At 67.2% G+C, this 18,094-nt stretch carries 17 protein-coding genes; 2 read left to right on the top strand and 15 right to left on the bottom strand.

Annotation, left to right across the window (positions count from 1 at the left end):
- Positions 1 to 215 precede the first annotated feature (215 nt).
- Positions 216 to 2,603 (top strand): ligase-associated DNA damage response DEXH box helicase, encoded by a 2,388-nt coding sequence (locus D5084_RS12280; protein WP_128515786.1) that lies wholly within the window; start codon positions 216 to 218, stop codon positions 2,601 to 2,603.
- 79 nt (positions 2,604 to 2,682) lie between these two features.
- The gene (pdeM, locus tag D5084_RS12275) at positions 2,683 to 3,330 is read left to right on the top strand and encodes a ligase-associated DNA damage response endonuclease PdeM (RefSeq protein WP_128515785.1); all 648 of its coding nucleotides are present in this window, start codon (positions 2,683 to 2,685) and stop codon (positions 3,328 to 3,330) included.
- 18 nt (positions 3,331 to 3,348) lie between these two features.
- On the opposite strand, the gene folD is transcribed toward pdeM, so the two are convergent.
- The 15 genes from folD to ybgC all read right to left on the bottom strand — a co-directional run bounded on the left by folD (position 3,349) and on the right by ybgC (position 17,947).
- On the bottom strand, positions 3,349 to 4,239 hold the full coding sequence (folD, locus tag D5084_RS12270; RefSeq protein WP_128515784.1) for a bifunctional methylenetetrahydrofolate dehydrogenase/methenyltetrahydrofolate cyclohydrolase FolD: 891 nt from the start codon (positions 4,237 to 4,239) through the stop codon (positions 3,349 to 3,351).
- Between the two features lie 4 nt (positions 4,240 to 4,243).
- Positions 4,244 to 4,555 (bottom strand): chorismate mutase, encoded by a 312-nt coding sequence (locus D5084_RS12265; protein ID WP_128515783.1) that lies wholly within the window; start codon positions 4,553 to 4,555, stop codon positions 4,244 to 4,246.
- 60 nt (positions 4,556 to 4,615) lie between these two features.
- Positions 4,616 to 6,292: a formate--tetrahydrofolate ligase gene (locus D5084_RS12260; protein WP_128515782.1), complete on the bottom strand. Its 1,677-nt coding sequence runs from the start codon at positions 6,290 to 6,292 to the stop codon at positions 4,616 to 4,618.
- A gap of 177 nt (positions 6,293 to 6,469) precedes the next feature.
- On the bottom strand, positions 6,470 to 7,057 hold the full coding sequence (locus D5084_RS12255; RefSeq protein WP_128515781.1) for an MOSC domain-containing protein: 588 nt from the start codon (positions 7,055 to 7,057) through the stop codon (positions 6,470 to 6,472).
- Complete coding sequence (locus D5084_RS12250; protein ID WP_354001224.1) at positions 7,057 to 7,824, bottom strand: methyltransferase domain-containing protein; 768 nt, start codon at positions 7,822 to 7,824, stop codon at positions 7,057 to 7,059. Before D5084_RS12250 ends, D5084_RS12255 begins: the two co-directional genes overlap by 1 nt.
- A complete protein-coding gene (locus D5084_RS12245; protein ID WP_128515779.1) occupies positions 7,821 to 8,798 on the bottom strand; it encodes a magnesium transporter CorA family protein in 978 nt (325 codons plus the stop codon). The genes D5084_RS12250 and D5084_RS12245 overlap by 4 nt, the downstream gene beginning before the upstream one ends.
- A 99-nt stretch (positions 8,799 to 8,897) precedes the next feature.
- Positions 8,898 to 10,823 carry an ATP-dependent zinc metalloprotease FtsH gene (gene ftsH, locus D5084_RS12240; protein ID WP_128515778.1) on the bottom strand — a complete coding sequence of 642 codons (1,926 nt, stop codon included), beginning with the start codon at positions 10,821 to 10,823 and terminating at the stop codon, positions 8,898 to 8,900.
- Between the two features lie 83 nt (positions 10,824 to 10,906).
- A complete protein-coding gene (gene tilS / locus D5084_RS12235) occupies positions 10,907 to 12,106 on the bottom strand; it encodes a tRNA lysidine(34) synthetase TilS (RefSeq protein WP_238382634.1) in 1,200 nt (399 codons plus the stop codon).
- Positions 12,097 to 12,930 (bottom strand): tol-pal system protein YbgF, encoded by an 834-nt coding sequence (gene ybgF / locus D5084_RS12230; protein WP_128515777.1) that lies wholly within the window; start codon positions 12,928 to 12,930, stop codon positions 12,097 to 12,099. The genes tilS and ybgF overlap by 10 nt, the downstream gene beginning before the upstream one ends.
- 4 nt (positions 12,931 to 12,934) lie before the next feature.
- Positions 12,935 to 13,465, bottom strand: a complete 531-nt coding sequence (gene pal, locus D5084_RS12225; RefSeq protein ID WP_128515776.1) for a peptidoglycan-associated lipoprotein Pal — start codon at positions 13,463 to 13,465, stop codon at positions 12,935 to 12,937.
- Between the two features lie 83 nt (positions 13,466 to 13,548).
- Positions 13,549 to 14,880, bottom strand: coding sequence for a Tol-Pal system beta propeller repeat protein TolB (gene tolB, locus D5084_RS12220; RefSeq protein ID WP_128515888.1), 1,332 nt, complete (start codon positions 14,878 to 14,880; stop codon positions 13,549 to 13,551).
- A gap of 103 nt (positions 14,881 to 14,983) precedes the next feature.
- Positions 14,984 to 16,138: a hypothetical protein gene (locus D5084_RS18380; RefSeq protein ID WP_155523135.1), complete on the bottom strand. Its 1,155-nt coding sequence runs from the start codon at positions 16,136 to 16,138 to the stop codon at positions 14,984 to 14,986.
- Positions 16,139 to 16,143: 5 nt separating this feature from the next.
- Complete coding sequence (gene tolR, locus D5084_RS12205) at positions 16,144 to 16,638, bottom strand: protein TolR (RefSeq protein ID WP_128515774.1); 495 nt, start codon at positions 16,636 to 16,638, stop codon at positions 16,144 to 16,146.
- A 3-nt stretch (positions 16,639 to 16,641) separates the two neighbouring features.
- Entirely contained in the window at positions 16,642 to 17,337 is a 696-nt protein-coding gene (gene tolQ / locus D5084_RS12200) for a protein TolQ (RefSeq protein WP_128515773.1), read from the bottom strand.
- 205 nt (positions 17,338 to 17,542) lie between these two features.
- A complete protein-coding gene (gene ybgC, locus D5084_RS12195; RefSeq protein ID WP_128515772.1) occupies positions 17,543 to 17,947 on the bottom strand; it encodes a tol-pal system-associated acyl-CoA thioesterase in 405 nt (134 codons plus the stop codon).
- Between the last annotated feature and the right edge of the window lie 147 nt (positions 17,948 to 18,094).

Raw genomic sequence — 18,094 nt, 5'->3', positions numbered from 1 at the left:
AGGCGGGCGTTCGGGTTCCGGCAAGCGGAATGACGCAGCCGCCGCTGAAAAAGCGCTGCAATTCCGGCGGCATCGCAAAGGCCGGAACAACCGCCCGCGGGGCAAGGGGACCGATGGAAATCCTCCGCCAGGGCAAGGGCGCCCCGCCTGGCCGAATCGTTGCCCGCTCTCGCGTCCCTGTTTCCCTGATCGCCGCATCGGGCTATCTAGGCCGCATGATGACGCTGCCTCCCGCCCTTTCCCGCTGGTTCGCCGCCAAGGGCTGGACGTTGCACCCCCACCAGCAGGAGATGCTGGCCCGGGCCGCCGACCCCGCCACGCTTCTGATCGCGCCCACGGGGGGCGGCAAGACGCTGGCCGGCTTCCTGCCCACCCTGGCCGAACTGGGGGAGACTCCGCCCGCCGGACTGCATACCCTGTATGTCTCGCCGCTGAAGGCGCTGACCGCCGACATCCGCCGCAATCTGGGCACCCCCATCGACGGCGCGGGGCTGAAGATCCGGGTCGAGGACCGGACCGGCGACACCTCCTACACCCAGCGCCGCCGCCAGCGCGCCGATCCGCCACATATCCTGCTGACCACGCCGGAAAGCCTTGCGCTTCTTCTGTCCTACGAGGACGCCCCAAGGATTTTCCAGGGTCTGCAACGGGTCGTCATCGACGAGATCCACGCGCTGGCCGAAAGCAAACGCGGCGACCAGCTGGTCCTTCAGATCGCCCGCCTCCAGTCTCTGAACCCCGGGCTTCGCCGCATCGGCCTTTCGGCCACGGTGGAAAACCCGGCCGCGCTGGCCCGCTTCCTCGCGCCCCGGACCACGATCCTTGCGGCCGACCCCGGCCCCGACCCCGACATTTCCATGCTGGAAACCGACGAAGCCCCCCCGTGGAGCGGTGGCGGCGGTCGTTACGCCATCCCCGCGATCCTGAACCAGATCGCGCGCCATCGGACCACCCTCATCTTCCACAACACCCGCGCGCAGGCCGAGCTTTTCTTCCACGACCTCTGGCTGGCCAATACCGAGGACCTGCCGATCGGCATCCATCACGGCTCGCTTTCCCGCGAACAGCGCGAGAGGGTGGAACAGGCGATGACGGCAGGCGCCTTGCGGGCCGTCGTCTGCACCGGCTCGCTCGACCTCGGGATCGACTGGGGCGATGTCGATCTGGTGATCCAGGTCGGCGCGCCAAGGAACGTGAAACGCCTGGTGCAACGGATCGGCCGCGCGAACCACCGCTACAACGCGCCATCGAAGGCGCTGCTGGTGCCCGCCAACCGCTTCGAAGTGGTGGAGTGTCAGGCCGCCCTCGACGCCGTCCGCGCCCATGCGCTGGACGGCGAACCGCGAGGGCCGGGGCCGAGGGATGTCCTGTGCCAGCACATCCTTGCCACCGCCTGCGCCGGCCCCTTCGACGCCGACGCGCTTTACGCCGAAGTCACCACCGCCGGGCCCTATGCCCATCTCTCCCGCGCAGACTTCGACGCATGCCTCGATTTCGTGGCCACCGGAGGCTACGCGCTGAAAGCCTACGACCGTTGGCAGCGTCTGAAAAAGACGGGCGGAAAATGGCACCTGCGCGACCCCCGCGCCGCGACGCTGATCCGGCAGAACCTCGGCACGATCATCGACATCGAAACCCTGAAGGTCCGCCTTCGCAACCACGGCACCCCGCTGGGCGAGGTCGAGGAAAGTTTCGCCGCCACCCTTACCCCCGGCGACACTTTCCTGATCGGCGGCCAGATCGTCCGCTACGAAGGCCTGCGCGAGATGACGGTGGAGGTCTCGCGCAGCCCCGGCCGCGATCCGAAAGTGGCCGTGTTCAACGGCACCAAATTCGCCACCTCGACCCTGCTTGCCGACCGTATCCTTGACATCTTCCAAAGGGACAGCTGGCCCGACCTTCCCGCCCACACCTCTTGGTGGCTGGCGAAACAACGCGAGGTTTCCCGCCTTCCCGACCCCCACTCGCTTCTTCTGGAATCCTTCCCCCACGACGGGCGCGAACACCTTGTCATCTACGGTTTCGCGGGGCGCAACGCCCAACAGACCCTCGGCCTCCTCGTCACGAAACAGATGGAGCAACAAGGCCTTGGCCCCCTTGGCTTCGTCGCCACCGACTATGCCACGCTGATCTGGGGCCTCGACCCCGTGACCGATCCTGCCCCCCTCTTCGACCTCGCCACCCTCCGCAACGGCCTCGACACCTGGCTTGCCGGGAACGCGGTGATGAAACGCACCTTCCGGTCCACCGCCATCATCGCGGGCCTGATCGAACGCAGCCACCAGGGCCGCCGCAAGACCGGGCGGCAGGCCACCTTCTCGACCGACATCCTCTACGACACGCTGCGCCGCTACGACCCGGACCACCTTCTGTTGCAGATCACCCGGGAAGAGGCGCTGCGCGGCCTGATCGACTTCTCGCGCATCGAGGCCATGCTTGCCCGCATCCAGGGCCGCATCGACCTCAGGCGCCTCTCCCGCGTCACCCCGCTCGCCGCGCCCCTGTTCTTCGAGCCCGGCCGCATCCCCGTCCACGGCGAAGGCCGCGACCGGCTGGCCAGCGCGCAGGCCCAGGCCCTGATGGAAGCCGCGGGCCTGGCCTGAGCCATTGCTCTTTTTCCAAATACTCCCGCCGGAGGCAGGACGCTTGCCACAGGCGCGGCGCTGGGGCATCCAGCACCCCATGCACCACGCGCTTTTCTTCCACGGCGAAACGCTGCACCTGATGCCCAGCGGCGCCCTGTTCTGGCCCGCCCGCAAGCTGCTGACGGTCTCCGACCTGCACCTGGGCAAGTCCGAACGCCTTGCCCGGCGCGGGGGCACGCTGTTGCCGCCCTACGAGACACAAGCCACGCTGGAGAAACTCGACCGCGACCTGGAGGCGACAGGGGCGGAGACGGTCATCTGCCTTGGCGACAGTTTCGACGACCTTGCGGCGTTTGACCGGATCGAGGACAGCGCGCGGCTCTGGCTGGCGCGGCTGATGGCGGGGCGCGACTGGACCTGGATCACCGGCAACCACGACCCGGGGCCGATCGAGATCGGCGGCACGCACCGGGCCGAGGTGCACCTTGCCCCCTTCACCTTCCGCCATATCGCCAAGCCGCAGGAAACGGCCGAGATTTCAGGCCATTACCATCCGAAGGCCCGCCTGGCTGGCCAGTCGAAGCCTTGCTTCCTGGCCGACAGGAACCGCCTGATCCTTCCCGCCTACGGGGTCTATACCGGCGGCCTGCGGTCGCATGATGCCACGCTCACCGCGCTCATGGACCGGGACGCCCTGGCCATCCTGACCGGCCCGCGCGCCCTGGCGATCCCGATGCCCCGGTAGGATGCGCGACCGCGCGAGCTATGCCGTCAATCCCTCCGGCTCTGCCAGACCATGGGCCCGGCAGCAGGCCGTCAGCGTATTGGCCAGCAGGCAGGCAATTGTCATCGGCCCCACGCCCCCGGGCACCGGAGTGATCGCCCCCGCCACCGCCGCCGCGCTTTCATAATGTACGTCGCCGACGAGTTTCGCCTTGCCGTCGCGTTCGATCCGGTTGATGCCCACGTCGATCACCGTCGCCCCCGGGCGCACCATGTCGCCGGTGATCATCTCGGGCCGGCCCACGGCGGCGACCAGGATGTCGGCACGGCGGCAGACCTCGGCCAGGTCCCGGGTCCGGCTGTGCGCGATGGTCACGGTGCAGCTGTCGCCCAGCAGAAGCTGCGCCATCGGCTTGCCCACGATGTTCGACCGCCCCACCACCACGGCGTTCAGGCCCGACAGCTTGCCATGGTGATCGCGCAGCATCATCAGACAGCCCAGGGGCGTGCAGGGCACCATCGCCTTCTGCCCGGTCCCCAGCAGGCCGACGTTCGAAATGTGGAAACCGTCCACATCCTTCGCCGGGTTGATCCGGTTGATGACAAGCTCGGCGTTCAGATGGCCGGGCAGCGGCAATTGCACAAGAATCCCGTGCACCCTGGGGTCGGCATTCAGCTGGTCGATCAGCGCCAGAAGCTCGGCCTCGCTGGTCGCGGCATCCAGCCGATGTTCGAAAGAGGCCATTCCGACCTCGATGGTCGAGGCGTGCTTGTTGCGGACATAGACCTGGCTTGCCGGGTCCTCGCCCACCAGCACCACGGCCAGTCCTGGCGTCAGCCCGTTCTCTTCCTTCAGCCGCGCCACATGCTCGGCAACCTGCGCCCGCACCCTGGCCGCAAAGGCCTTGCCGTCGATCACCTTGGCCGTCATTCCCTCATCCCTTCCGCAAGCTGTCCGGCCCGAGGCGGCTTTCCTCGCGCGCGATGGACCAGTCGATCAACCGCCGCCAGAGCTTTTCCACCAGATCGGGCGGCAGCCCGTAGGTGGCGGCATGGCGGCGGACATTTCCCACCACTTCCTCGACGCGAGCCTCGATCCGGGCCGGCAGATCCACCTCGGCCTTGATCTCGGCCGCGCGGTCGATATAGCCCGCGCGTTCCGCGAACAGCCTGACGAGGTCTTCATCGAGCCGGTCGATCTCGGCCCTGATCTCGGCCATCGTGGTGCAGTCGTCGGGCTTTCGCATCTTTGTCTCCCCTGGGCGGCTTCCCCGGAGATAAGGGGAAGCCTGCCCAAGGGCAACGCGTCAGAACAGCCCTTCGACCTGGCCCTGATCGTTCAGTCGGATCACCTCGGCCGAGGGCACCTTGGGCAGGCCCGGCATCGTCATGATCTCGCCGCAGATCGCCACGATGAACCCGGCGCCTGCCGAAAGCCGCACTTCGCGGACCGGCACCGTGTGGCCGGTGGGGGCGCCGCGGACGGTCGGGTCGGTGGTGAAGGAGTACTGGGTCTTGGCCACGCAGATCGGCAGATGGCCGTAGCCGGCGGCTTCCCAGGCCTTCAACTGGTCGCGGATCGACTTGTCGGCGATCACGTCGTCGGCATGGTAGATCCGCTTGGCAATGGTTTGCAGCTTCTGGAACAGCGGCATCTCGTCGGGGTAAAGCGGCGCGAAATTCGCGGCCCCGGATTCGGCCAGTTGCACCACCTTGTGCGCCAGATCCTCGATCCCCGCGCTGCCCATCGCCCAGTGCTTGCAGAGGATCGCCTCGGCCCCCTGTTCGGCGACGTAGGCCTTCACGGCGGCGATTTCCGCATCGGTGTCGCTGTAGAAGTGGTTGATCGCCACTACGACCGGCACGCCGAAGCTCTTCACGTTGGCGATGTGGCGGCCAAGGTTCGGGCAGCCCTTCTTCACCGCCTCGACATTCTCGGTGCCAAGGTCGGCCTTGGCGACGCCACCGTTCATCTTCATAGCGCGGACGGTCGCCACGATCACCGCCGCCGCCGGCTTCAGCCCGGCCTTGCGGCACTTGATGTCAAAGAACTTCTCGGCGCCGAGGTCAGCGCCGAATCCGGCTTCGGTGACGACATAGTCCCCCAGCTTCAGCGCGGTCCTGGTCGCGATCACGCTGTTGCAGCCGTGGGCGATGTTGGCGAAGGGGCCGCCATGGACGAAGGCCGGGTTGTTCTCCAGCGTCTGCACCAGGTTCGGCTGCATCGCGTCTTTCAAGAGCACGGTCATCGCGCCGTCGGCCTTGAGGTCGCGGCAATAGATCGGCTTCTTCTCGCGGGTGTAGGCAACGACGATGTCGCCCAACCGCTTTTGAAGGTCTTCCAGGTCGTTCGACAGGCACAGGATCGCCATGACTTCCGAGGCCACGGTGATGTCGAACCCCGTCTGGCGCGGGAAGCCGTTGGCGACGCCGCCAAGGTTCACCACGATGTCGCGCAGCGCGCGATCGTTCATGTCCATCACACGGCGCCAGACGATGCGGCGTTCGTCGATCTGAAGCTCGTTGCCCCAGTAGATGTGGTTGTCGATCATCGCGGCCAGAAGGTTGTGCGCGGATGTGATCGCGTGGAAGTCGCCGGTGAAGTGAAGGTTCATCTCCTCCATCGGCACGACCTGCGCCATCCCGCCGCCCGCAGCGCCGCCCTTCATCCCGAAGTTCGGGCCAAGCGAGGCCTCGCGGATGCAGATCACCGCCTTCTTGCCGATCCGGTTCAGCCCGTCGCCCAGACCCACGGTGGTCGTGGTCTTGCCTTCGCCCGCAGGCGTCGGGTTGATCGCGGTGACGAGGATCAGCTTGCCGTCGGGTTTGCCGGCAAGGCCCTTGATGAACTCCTGGCTGACCTTGGCCTTGTCGTGGCCGTAGGGCAGCAGGTGTTCGGACGGAATGCCCAGCTTGGCCCCGATCTCCATGATCGGCTTCTTCTTCGCTTCGCGCGCAATCTCGATGTCGGTCTTGAAGGCCATGTGCGTCTCCCGGGGGGCAGAGTGTTCCGTTTGCGACGTGATACCGGGCGGAATGCCCTTGTCGAAGGCGGATTCCGACCTAAACCCCGCCAAATTCGCCAGTCCGTGTTTCCGATACGAAACCGCGGCCAGCGGCGGCGAAATTTTCATGGCGTTTAACTAATTTTCCGTTGCGTTTCAGCCGGGCTGCCATGCCCGCTGCGCCGGGATATGCAGGCGGACCTCGTCACCCAGCCGCAGCGTGCCCTCGCGTTCCACCCAGGCCGTCACACCCCGCTTGCCCTCTGCCGCGCGCTTGAAGCCCTTGCCCTGGCCGGGAAGCGCCTTGTCGATGGTCACGGCGGGCTCCTGGCAGGGCAGGTTCTCCATGTCCACCACCAGGGTCACCCCGTCCGGCCCCTGCAAGCGGCTGGAGGGCGGCAGGTGGGTCAGGTCGGGGATGCCCTCCAGCACCACGGACGCCCCGACCCAGGCATAGCTGATCGCGGGCAGGCCCATGCCGCGGGCGACCTCGGCCATTTCCTCGGCGCTGACCACGCAGAGCTGGCGGACGTTGCGGATTTCGGTGCCCTTCGGATGCTGCTTGACCACGCGCGAGCAGGACGGCCGCGTCAGCCCGGCATGGACCTCGCCGTCATAGCCCGCGAAGGTCAGCGGCATCGCGTCCAGCGGGGCAGAGGTGATGACCAGTTTCTCGACCGGCACCGGCTGGTAGCCCAGCCAGACGACGCGGGCGATGTGGTCGGTGGGGATCAGTGCGGGCATCAGGAACGCTCCAGGACGAAGAAGACGCGGGTGAAGGGGAAGAGGACGCGGCCATCGGGCAGGGGGCGGTAGGCGAAGGCCAGGACTTCGTCATAGGCGGCAACGAAGGCGCGCCGCTCTTCGGGGGTCAGGTCCCTGACATAGGGCCGCATCGCGGTGCTTTCGGTGAAGGCGCGGACGGGATGGCCCTCGGCCACGGGGTCAAGCATGTGCAGGTAATCCGTGCTCCAGGCATTGACCCGGCCCAGGGGCAGCAGCATCCGCGCATAGTCCCCGGCCGCCATGACCGGAGAGGGTTCGACCTTGATCCGGTCAGGGAACAGCGTCTCGGCCACCTCGCGCAGCATCCGGTGCGACCGTGCGCCGCCCTGTCGGGGCATCTGCACCGCCAGCACCCCGCCCGGGGCCAGCTGCGCGGCAAGGCGCGGGATCAGCGTGGTATGGTCCGGCACCCAGTTCAGCGCGGCGTTGGCATAGATCAGCGCAGGCGCCGTGTCGGGCTGCCAGTCGACGATGTCTGCCAGGTCCAGCCGCTCGTAGCAGCGCCGGAGCGCGGCATTGGCCAGCATGGCCTCGGACGCATCCACCCCCACCAGGCTGCGCGCCGGATGGCGCGACAGAAGCGCCGGGCCGACCGCCCCGTCGCCGCAGCCAAGGTCCACGATGTCGCCGCGCGGCAGGTCCGGCACCTGAGCCAGAAGGTCCAGCGCAGGCCGCAGCCTCAAATCGCGGAAGGCGCCGTAGCGCGCCGGGTCCCAGTCGGTCACAGCCACTTCTTCCAGCGGAAGAACAACCAGGGCACCACGGCCGAAACCACCATCATCCCCAGCGCCATCGGATAGCCCCAGGTCCAGGACAGTTCCGGCATATGTTCGAAGTTCATCCCGTAGATGCTGGCGATCAGGGTGGGGGGCAGGAAGACGAAGGCCACGACCGAGAAGATCTTGATGACGTCCGACTGGCGGATGTTGATGACCCCCAGCGTCGCGTCCAGAAGAAAGCGCACCTTGTCGGCCTGCGCCACCGCGACTTCGCGCAAGCTGCGGATGTCCTGAAGCAGGGTCTTGGTCTGGGTGTGCGTGGCCTGCGACATGCCCAGCGGCGAATGGTTTCCCTTGTCGACCGCCAGATAGCCGACCAGCCGGACCAGCGTGCCCAGGCTTTCGTTGACCTTGGCATTCACATCCTCGGCCAGGCCGATCCTGCGCAGGACGTCAGAAAGGTCCTCTGCTCTGCCCTTCATCCGGTCGGGGGAAAACAGCGACCGGGACAGCGCGTCATGCTTGCGCGCCTCGCCTTCCAGGATGTCGGCCAGCCGGTCCACCATGGATTCCATCAGGCCCAGAAGCGCGTCGACCCCGCAACGGATCGGCGTGTCGTGGCGCGAGGCCCATTCGACGAAATAGTCGAACGAGCCGGGATGGTGGTAATGCACGCTGACCAGACGGTCGGGCAGGACGACAAAGGTGACGGGGCCGATCTCGATGACACCGGCGGCATTGGTGGCCACGACCTGCGCAGTCAGGAACAGCGCGCCGTCCTCGCGGTAGATGCGGGAGGAAACCTCGATCTCCTGCATGTCCTCGCGGGTCGGGATGTCGATCCCCAGCGCGGCCTCGACCGCGTCTTCCTCGGCCGCCGTGGGGGCCTCGAGGTCGATCCAGATCGCATCGGGCAGGTGCTGGTGGTTGTCGGCGAGCCTGGCGAGCCGGTTGCCCTGCGAAACAAAAGCTGTAATCACGCCTGCTCTCCCGTCTTGCCGGCCCGCAGCTTAACGGGCGAAGATCACAAGCCCAAGGCCCCGACGCTGCGGGGCCTTGGGCTGTGTCCCGGGCGGCGATCAGAGCGGCGCCGGTTCCGGTTCGGGCCCGGTCTTCTTCGGACGCCCCCGGGTCTTGGGGATTGCCGCGACCGAGGCGGTGCCCCCGCCCGACGGCGGCGTGTCGGCGCTGTCGTCGCCACCCAGCGGCTCGCCCGCGATGACCTTGCGGATCTCGTCGCCGGTCAGGGTTTCGTATTCCAAGAGCCCCTTGGCCAGCCGTTCCCATTCCTCGTTCTTCTCGATCAGGATGCGGCGGGCGGTTTCATAGCCTTCGTCGATCAGGCGCTTCACTTCCTGTTCGATCAGGCGCTTGGTCTCGGCGCTGACCGAAAAGCCTGCGGTGTTGCCGGTATAGCCGTCCGCCGCCTCGGCATAGTCGACGTTGCCGACGACATCCGACATCCCCCAGCGCAGGACCATCGCGCGGGCCAGGGCCGAGGCCTGCTGGATATCGCCCGAAGGCCCGTTCGACACCGAATCCTCGCCCCATTTCAGGACTTCGGCGGCCTTCCCGGCCATGGTCATCGCGATGCGCTGCTTGCACTGGTCGCGGTGCCAGTTCAGGCGGTCCATCTCGGGCAGGCTCATCACCATGCCAAGCGCGCCGCCGCGCGGGATGATCGTCGCCTTGTAGACCGGATCGCATTTCGGCAGGGACATGCCGACGATGGCATGGCCGGCCTCGTGATAGGCGGTCATTTCCTTCTGGTCCTGGGTCAGGACCATGCTGCGACGTTCCGCGCCCATCATGACCTTGTCCTTGGCCGATTCGAAATCGACCATGGTGACGAACCGACGCCCGGCCCGCGCGGCCATCAGCGCGGCCTCGTTCACCAGGTTCATCAGGTCGGCACCAGAGAACCCCGGCGAGCCGCGCGCGATGGTGCGCAGGTCCACGTCCGGCCCCAGGGGCACCTTGCGGGCGTGGACCGAAAGGATCTTCTCGCGCCCCTTGATGTCGGGGTTCGGGACGTGGATCTGGCGGTCAAAACGGCCGGGGCGCAGCAGCGCAGGGTCCAGCACGTCCTTGCGGTTGGTGGCGGCGATGATGATGACACCCTCGTTCGCCTCGAACCCGTCCATTTCCACCAGCAGCTGGTTCAGCGTCTGTTCGCGTTCGTCGTTCCCGCCGCCGATGCCCACGCCGCGCGCACGGCCCACGGCGTCGATCTCGTCGATGAAGACGATGCAGGGCGCGTTCTTCTTGGCTTGTTCGAACATGTCGCGGACACGGGAGGCGCCGACGCCGACGAACATTTCCACGAAATCCGAACCCGAAATGGTGAAGAACGGCACGCCCGCCTCACCCGCGATGGCGCGGGCGAGGAGCGTCTTACCCGTGCCCGGAGGGCCGACCAGCAGCGCGCCTTTCGGGATCTTGCCGCCCAAGCGACTGAATTTCTGCGGATTTCTCAGAAACTCGACGATTTCCTCAAGCTCTTCCTTGGCCTCGTCGATGCCCGCCACGTCGTCGAAGGTCACGCGACCCTGCTTTTCGGTCAGCAGCTTCGCGCGGGATTTCCCGAACCCCATGGCCCCGCCGCGCCCGCCGCCCTGCATCCGGTTCATGAAGTAGATCCAGACGCCGATCAGCAGCAGGAAGGGCAGGAAGGACAGCAGAACCGAGACGAAGCCCGATTGCGCCTGCGGTTCGGCCTGGACCTCGACGCCCTTGGCGATCAGGTCACGCGACAGGTTGTCGGTCACGATGTCGCCCGGCGGCTTGATCGTCACATAGCTGTTGCCGTCCTTGCCGATGACGACGATCCTTTCGCCGTCCAGCACGACCTTCGAGACCTGCCCGGCGCCGACCCGTTCGATGAAGTCGGAGTAGGTCAGCGAGCGGGACGACATCGTCGTCTGGTTGCCCGAGAACAACTGGAACAGCGCCATGACCAGAATCAGCAGCACGACCCAGAACGCGATATTGCGTGCATTACCCAAGGTAAGGGATCTCCTGAATGCGCCTTCTCCCCCCATGGGGCCAAAGCGGCTTTGGGCTTAAGATAAACCTTTGGGGGCCGGGTTCAATCCACTAGTCCCAAAAGGTGGAACGGTCGGTCCAGTTTCGCCTGCCAACCGGCCGACAGTCCTGCAAGCGGGGCGGCCAGCAGACGGTCCCGGTCCCAGACGCCGGGGGTGGTGAGCAGCACCTCGCGCGGCAGGCCGGTCCGGCGCCAGTCGGGAACCTGACGCAGCCCCTCGGCCCCGAGCGCCCTGACCCGGGCCTCGGGTCCCGTCACCCGCCATCGCCGGTCCCAAAGCTGGCCGACGGCGACCTCTTGGCCCAAGGCGCGCGGCTCGCGCATCAGCCAGCCGCCCCGCGCGCGGCACCCCGCCAGCGTCGCATCGCGCCCCCTGGCCATGGCCTCCAGCAGCCGCAAGACCTCGGCGGCGCGCGGGGCGTAGTCGGCGGCCGAAAGCCACACAAGCCCCGCGACGACCACCTGCCGCTGCACTTCGGCGGGTTCGGTCCATAGCCCCCCGGCGATCCGCAAGGCTCCGGCTTCAGCGACAACATGCCGCGCCGCAGCCTCGGCGACCTGCGCCATGAGCGCCGCCCGGACCGAGGCGAGATGGCCTGCCACCCCGGCCAGCCGGTCGGCGGTTAGTCCAAGCGGCGCAAGGGCAGCAAGCGCCTTGCGGGCCTTGATGCGGGTAAAGCGATCGTTGTCGTTGGTCGGATCGTCAATCCAGCCGATCCCCTCGGCCCGCAGCCAGTCGCGCAAGTCCTCGCGCCCGACGGCAAGCAGGGGACGCAGAAAGCGGATGCCGTCCGCCTCGAAAGCCGGGCGCATCCCGGACAGCCCGGCCAGTCCCGCGGCCCGCGCCAGGCCCATCAGGACCGTCTCGGCCTGATCGTCGCGGGTATGGCCCAGCGCGACGGTGCGGATTGCCCGCGACCTCGCCCAATCGCCGATCAGCGTCAGCCGCGCCCGCCGTGCGGCGTCCATCAGGTTGCCGCTGACCGGGCCGTGGTCCCAGACCCGCACCTCGTGCCGGACCCCGAGCGTCCGGCAGTTTGCCCCCACCGACGCCGCCTCGGCCGCGCTTTCGGGGCGGAGGCGGTGGTCCACTGTCACCGCCTCGACCGCCAGCCCGGCGCGCAGGCACAGATGCAGAAGGGCGGTGGAATCCCCACCGCCCGAAAATGCTATTCCGATGGTTTCGCCGTCGGGCAGGCCGTCGCGGATCAGCCGGACCAGCCGGTCGCCGTCTACTGGCACTTGAACCCCTGCATGGCCACAGTCGCCTGGGTTGCCGCCATGCTGCCGGGAAAGCGGGTGCCGACTTCGGCCAGGGTCACGCAAGCCTCGGGCACCTGACCCAGCGCGCCTAGACCCTCGCCCAGTTTCAGCAGGGCATCCGGCGCAAACGGACCTTCCGGCGCGGCGGAAAACGCATCCAGATAGGCCCGCGCCGCATTGCCGGTATCGCCCATCTTGGACAGCGCCTCGCCGCGCAGGAAATGCGCCTCGGGGACTAGCGGCCCGCCAGGATAGGATTGGGCATAGGTCGCAAAGAGCGCCGCAGCACCGGGAAAGTCACCTTGACCGAGCACCTCCTTGGCCCGGTCGAAGTCTGCCTGTTCTGCTACAGCCAATTCGGCCCCGCCCGTCGCCGGGGCCGTCCCCACTTTGCTGGCGGCCAAAGCCGGGGCCGCGCCGCCACCGGCATCGCCCAGGGTCGGCGTCGCGCCCAGGTTCGCCGGATCGCAGCCCTCGGTCACTTCGCACAGCCGGTATTCCAGATCGCCGATCCGGTTGGTGCCATCCGCCACCACCCGGTTCAGCTTCAGCTCCACTGCCTCGGTGCGCGCGTTCAGGCGGGCAAGCTCGGCCTCGATGGCATCCATCCGTTGCAGGGCATCGCCCCCCGCAGCCCCCGAGGCCGCGGCCCCGGACGAGATCAGCTCGGCCTTGAGCGCGTTGAACTCTGCCGCAAGCGCGCCAAGCTCGGCGCGGATGTCGGCCAGGGTCTGCGTGCGGTCCTGGGCGTGGCCCAGAACCGGCATGACGCAAAGGGCAAGGGCAAGGCCAAGCCGACGCATCGGGTCAGACCCCTGCGCCCGCCGAAAGCACCGTCACCGCGCGGCGGTTCTTGGCATAGCAGGCCTCGGCCGAGCAGACCTCGATCGGGCGTTCCTTGCCGTAGCTGATGGTGCGCAGACGACCCGGGGCGACACCCTGGCTGATGAGGAAGTTCTGCACCGCCGCCGCGCGTTTGGCCCCGAGGTTGAGGTTGTATTCCCGCGTGCCCTGTTCGTCGGCATGGCCTTCGATGATCGCGGCATAGCCGGGGTTCTGGTTCAGCCACTGGGCCTGGGCGGTCAGGATCTGACGGGCCTCGGGCGACAGGGTCGACTGGTCGACGGCAAACAGCACCCGATCGCCGACGCGTTGGTTGAAATAGGCGATCGAGGTCGGGTTGTTCGGATCGCCAAGGCCCGTGGTGTCGATCCCGCCCCCGGCACCGCCTGCGCCACCGGGGCCGCCCGCGCCACCCTGGCCATAGCGGTCGGGGTTGTTGCAGGCCGCAAGGCCAAGAACGGCGATCAGGAGAAGCGACTTCGCAGCAAGGCTCATTGGGGGGCATCCTTCTTGTTGGCTCGATTGGGGGCGAGAGTATCAGCTTTGCGCCGCCGTGTGAATCGGCGGCGCGTCACTTTTCAGGGCAAAAGCGGCGACCAGGCAGGGTCGGAGGCCGGACCGTCCGTCGGGATCTGCTTGAGATTGCGTCCCGTGATGTCGACCGACCAGAGCGAGGTCTGCCCGCCCGCGCCCGCGGTTTCGCGGGTGAACATCAGCACGCGCCCGTTCGGGGCCCAGGTCGGGCCCTCGTCCAGGAAGGACGCGGTCAGCAGGCGTTCTTCCGACCCGTCGGTGCGCATGACGCCGATGTGGAAGCGGCCCGCGTTCTGCTTGGTGAAGGCGATGTAGTCGCCGCGCGGGCTCCAGACCGGGGTGCCATAGCGTCCCTCGCCGCCGGAAATCCGGGTGCCCTCGCCACCGCTTGCGGGCATGACATAGATCTGCTGCACACCGGTCCGGTCGCTTTCGAAGACGATCTGGCTGCCGTCCGGGCTGAAGCTGGGGGCGGTCTCGATCGAGGGCGAATTGGTCAGCTGGGTCAGGCGTCCCGAGTTCAGGTCCAGCAGGTAGATGTCGCTGTTGCCGCCGCGTTCCAGGCTGAAGACCACGGTCCGGCCATCGGGCGAAAAGCGCGGGGCAAAGGTCATCGTGCCCGGCTGCTCCTCCAGCGCGCGGCGGCGCAGCGTGGCCACATCCATCAGCGTGATGCGCGGAAAGCCGGTCTCGAAGCTGGTGTAGACGATCTGGTCGCCTTGCGGCGAAAAGCGCGGGGCAAGCACGATTGACGACGAGTCGGTCAGATAGGCCACATTCGCGCCGTCGTAGTCCATCACGGCCAGTCGCTTCAGCCGGGCGTTCTTCGGGCCGCTTTCGCTGACAAACACCACCCGGCTGTCGAAATAGCCGCCCTCGCCGGTGATCTTGGAATAGATCACGTCCGCCACCTTGTGCGCCATCCGCCGCCAGCCGTCTGTCGTCCCGGCGAATTGCAGCGCGGCGCCGTCCAGCGTGGTGCCGTTGAAGACGTCATAGGCGCGGAACTTCACCGTGATCCGGTCGCCCGCGACGCTGACCGCCCCGGTGACAAGGACCTGGGCGTTGATCGCCTTCCAGTCCTCGAAGGCGATCCCGCCGTCAAAGCTGGTGATCCGGCTGATATGCGCCTCTTCGCCGATGTTGCGGAAGAAGCCGGTCCCTTCCAGGTCCGAGATCACCACGCGGCTGATTTCCCGGGCGTAATCCCGTGCGCCGCCCTCGTCGATGAAGGTGGGCACGGCGATGGGCATCGGTTCGATCACGCCGGGCCCGATCACGATGCGCGGCGGGCTGGATTGCGCCAGGACCGGGGCGGCCATCAGGGACAGGGCCCCGAAGGCAAGTGCAAGCACCGTGCGGAAATAGGGTCTCATGGGTCTGGTCATCGGCCTCATGCTCCGTTCTTCTGGTTGTCCTTGCCCGCCGTGGCGACGGGAGAGAAGGGGAATTTCCCCGATTTGGTTCCCTGCAGTCCGGTCATCTTACCCGCATCCCATTGGCATCGAAGACCAGGTCAAGCACGCGCCAGGTGTCGAACTTGCCGGGAGGCAGCGGAATCCCGCCTTCCTGATGGGTCCGGTTCACCGCCCGCTGCGCGATGCGGAACAGGTTGTCCACCGCGGCCTGCGTCGGCCCGCTCGAATCGATCAGCTCGAAACTCAACGGCCGCCCGCTTTCGTCGAAACTGACCCGGATCACCACCATCGAGCTCATCACGTCGGTCGAGGCAGCCCCGAGGTTCCAGCGCCGCGCGATGGCCGAGGAGATGTCGCCCATCTCGCCCCCGGTAAGCGGCGGGCCCTGCGGCCGGTTCTGCCCGCCTGTCGCCGCGGGAGTTTCCACCGGCTCTGCCGCAGCCTCGCCAAGAAGCGCGTCGATCGCCGCCTGCGTGTCGGCATCGTCGACCGGCTGCACCTGCAACTCGGTGGACTGCGCGACCTCGGCGGGCCTGGGATCCGGTTCGGGATCCGGCTTCGCGGCGCGCTCCGGGCGTGACCTGGGGCGGATCGAGGTCTGCATCCCGGTCTCGGCCGTGTCCTGCGCATTCGCTTCGGTCCGGGTCACGTCGCCGGTATCGCGGGCCACGGTTTCCTCGGTCGGTTTCTGGTCGATCACCTGATCGGCGGCAGGGTCCTCGGCCACGGCAGGTTGCGGCGTGTCCGAGGTCCGGGCATCGGTCTCGGGCTGGACGGGGTCGGGCGCGATGATGTCCGCAGCCTCAGGCACGGGCTGGATATCAAGCGATTCCGACGGCAGCACCTGTTCGGTTTCGGCCTGCGGCAGATCGTTCGGCGCGGGCGCAGGGTCGGGAAGCGGCTCGGGCACCGGCAGGGGGTCGGGTTCCGGCGCGGGCTGGGGTTCCGGTGCAGGCTCGGGCACCGGCTCGGGCGGCGGCGTGACCTCTTCGGGGCGGGCCTGCGGGCGCAGCGGGGCGGTCTCTTGCGCGGGTGTCGCGGTGGCTGCGGCCTGTAGCGCGTTGAACTCCTCCGCGCTTATCATCGAGACCGAGGTCACGATCACCTCTTGCGGCGGTGCAGCGGAGAACAGCCAGTCGCCGACCAGCACCCACAGGATCAACCCTGCGTGCCCGATCGCCGATACAACCGTTCCCGTCTGGAACCGCGTTTCCATCCGCCTCAGCCGCCGCTGCTATCGCCATTGGACGTAGCCCCCGCGCCGAAACCTGGCCCGTCGCCATCGGTGACAAGCCCGATCTCGTTGAACCCGCCCGCATTCAGCGCGCCCATGACCTGCGCCACCCGGACATAGGGGATCGACCCGTCGGCGCGCAGGAAGATCTTCTTCGATTTCCGCTCGGCCGCGATGGCCGTCAGCTTCGGGATCATCTCGGCATCCGCGACCTCGGTCGTCTGGATCGCCAGCCGCCCGTCGGCGGTGATCGTCACGGTCAGCGGCTCTTCCTGTTCGGTGGGCAAGGCCGCCGCCGCCGTCTTCGGCAGTTCGACCGGAACCCCCACGGTCAGCATCGGTGCCGCCACCATGAAGATGATCAGCAGCACCAGCATCACGTCGACCATCGGCGTGATGTTGATCTCATGCATCGCCGCTGCGCGCCCGCCGCGCCGGCGCCGCCCTCCGCCGCCTGACGACCCCGAGACACCCATGCCCATGGCTTACGAATCCAGCTGGCGCGACAGGATCGTCGCGAATTCGTCGGCAAAGGCCTCATAGCCCCCGACCACCCGGTCGATGTCGGCACTCAGCTTGTTGTAGAAGACCGCCGCCGGGATGGCCGCGACCAGACCGACGCCGGTCGCCAGCAGCGCCTCGGCGATGCCGGGGGCAACGACCGCAAGGCTGGTGTTCTGGCTGATCGCGATCTGTTCGAAGCTGTGCTTGATCCCCCAGACCGTGCCGAACAGACCGATGAAGGTCGCGGTAGACCCGGTGGTGGCCAGGAAACTGAGGCCGCGGTTCATGACCTCGGCCTCGCGGGCGATGGCCACGTTCATCGCGCGGTCGATCCGGCTTTGCGCCCCGGCGATCAGCCCGCCGTCCTGCTTGTGGCTGCGGCGCCATTCCAGCATGCCGGCCGCGAAGATCCTTTCCGACTGACCCTGCGGGTCCGGCCCGATCCGTTCGAAAAGCTCGTCCAGCGGCTCGCCCGACCAGAAGGCGCGATCGAAGATCGACGCCTCACCCTTGGCCTGCCGCAGCATGATGTGCTTCTGGATGATGATCGCCCATGACCAGAAGGACATGACGAACAGCGTCAACATGACGAGCTTCACCGTCAGGGTCGCGCGCGCAAAAAGGGCGAACATGGAGAAATCGATCTCCTGCGCCATCGCAAGGGTGCTGGGTTCCATACGCCTGCTCTTGTTGATCGGGCCGTTGATCGGCTCCGTTAGCAATGATTCTAGCAAGAGTGCAGGGGGAAAGCCAACACAACTCTGTCAGGGGGCAGGCTTTCGCCGCCGGATGACGGCATTCGTCATGCTCGGCGCGCCCTGTCTTGCGATGTCGTCCTGTCGTCGTACGCGGTCCGACGAAGGCATGGCCCTGTGCTCGGGATCAGTGCAACGGCCCCGACAACCGCGCCCGCACCTCTGCGGGAAGCCGCGCGGCATGGCCGTCCTCGGTCAGGCAGACCAGCGTCACGATCGAGGCGAACAGCCGTTCTCCGTCGCGCAGGACGACCTGCTCCAGCACGATCCGCGCGCCGCCCAGCGTTTGCAGCCGGGTCTCGACCACAAGGTCGTCGGCGAATTTCGCGGGCCGCAGATAATCGGCCTCCACCCGGCGGACGGCAAAGACGATCCCGTCCCGTTCCCTCAACGCGATCTGGTCGATGCCCAGCGCGGCGACCCATTCGGTCCGGGCGCGTTCGATGAACTTCAGGTAATTGGCGTAATAGACGATCCCGGCAAGATCGGTGTCCTCGTAATAGACGCGGGTCGTGAACTGATGCGGGCTCATGCGCTCTCCCCTGCGGCTTTCGGGCAGGCTAGGCGGTCGGGGACGAGGCGGCAAGTGGTTGATAAATCTTCACCTCTAGAATGGAGCGCAACAGCTGAGGTTGGGATGGGGTTTGGGATGGATCGGCGGGGGTTGCATCTGGATGGT

The organism is Tabrizicola thermarum (assembly GCF_003574395.1).
Classification (GTDB): domain Bacteria; phylum Pseudomonadota; class Alphaproteobacteria; order Rhodobacterales; family Rhodobacteraceae; genus Tabrizicola; species Tabrizicola thermarum.
This window is presented reverse-complemented; position numbering and strand designations above follow the sequence as displayed.

Excerpts from the sequence above, each read along its gene's own strand:
- D5084_RS12280 (WP_128515786.1), top strand. The coding sequence starts at position 216 with ATGATGACGCTGCCTCCCGCCCTTTCCCGCTGGTTCGCCGCCAAGGGC.
- pdeM (WP_128515785.1), top strand. The coding sequence starts at position 2,683 with ATGCACCACGCGCTTTTCTTCCACGGCGAAACGCTGCACCTGATGCCC.
- folD (WP_128515784.1), bottom strand. The coding sequence starts at position 4,239 with ATGACGGCCAAGGTGATCGACGGCAAGGCCTTTGCGGCCAGGGTGCGG.
- D5084_RS12265 (WP_128515783.1), bottom strand. The coding sequence starts at position 4,555 with ATGCGAAAGCCCGACGACTGCACCACGATGGCCGAGATCAGGGCCGAG.
- D5084_RS12260 (WP_128515782.1), bottom strand. The coding sequence starts at position 6,292 with ATGGCCTTCAAGACCGACATCGAGATTGCGCGCGAAGCGAAGAAGAAG.
- D5084_RS12255 (WP_128515781.1), bottom strand. The coding sequence starts at position 7,057 with ATGCCCGCACTGATCCCCACCGACCACATCGCCCGCGTCGTCTGGCTG.
- ybgF (WP_128515777.1), bottom strand. The coding sequence starts at position 12,930 with ATGCGTCGGCTTGGCCTTGCCCTTGCCCTTTGCGTCATGCCGGTTCTG.
- pal (WP_128515776.1), bottom strand. The coding sequence starts at position 13,465 with ATGAGCCTTGCTGCGAAGTCGCTTCTCCTGATCGCCGTTCTTGGCCTT.
- tolB (WP_128515888.1), bottom strand. The coding sequence starts at position 14,880 with ATGAGACCCTATTTCCGCACGGTGCTTGCACTTGCCTTCGGGGCCCTG.
- D5084_RS18380 (WP_155523135.1), bottom strand. The coding sequence starts at position 16,138 with ATGGAAACGCGGTTCCAGACGGGAACGGTTGTATCGGCGATCGGGCAC.
- tolR (WP_128515774.1), bottom strand. The coding sequence starts at position 16,638 with ATGGGCATGGGTGTCTCGGGGTCGTCAGGCGGCGGAGGGCGGCGCCGG.
- tolQ (WP_128515773.1), bottom strand. The coding sequence starts at position 17,337 with ATGGAACCCAGCACCCTTGCGATGGCGCAGGAGATCGATTTCTCCATG.
- ybgC (WP_128515772.1), bottom strand. The coding sequence starts at position 17,947 with ATGAGCCCGCATCAGTTCACGACCCGCGTCTATTACGAGGACACCGAT.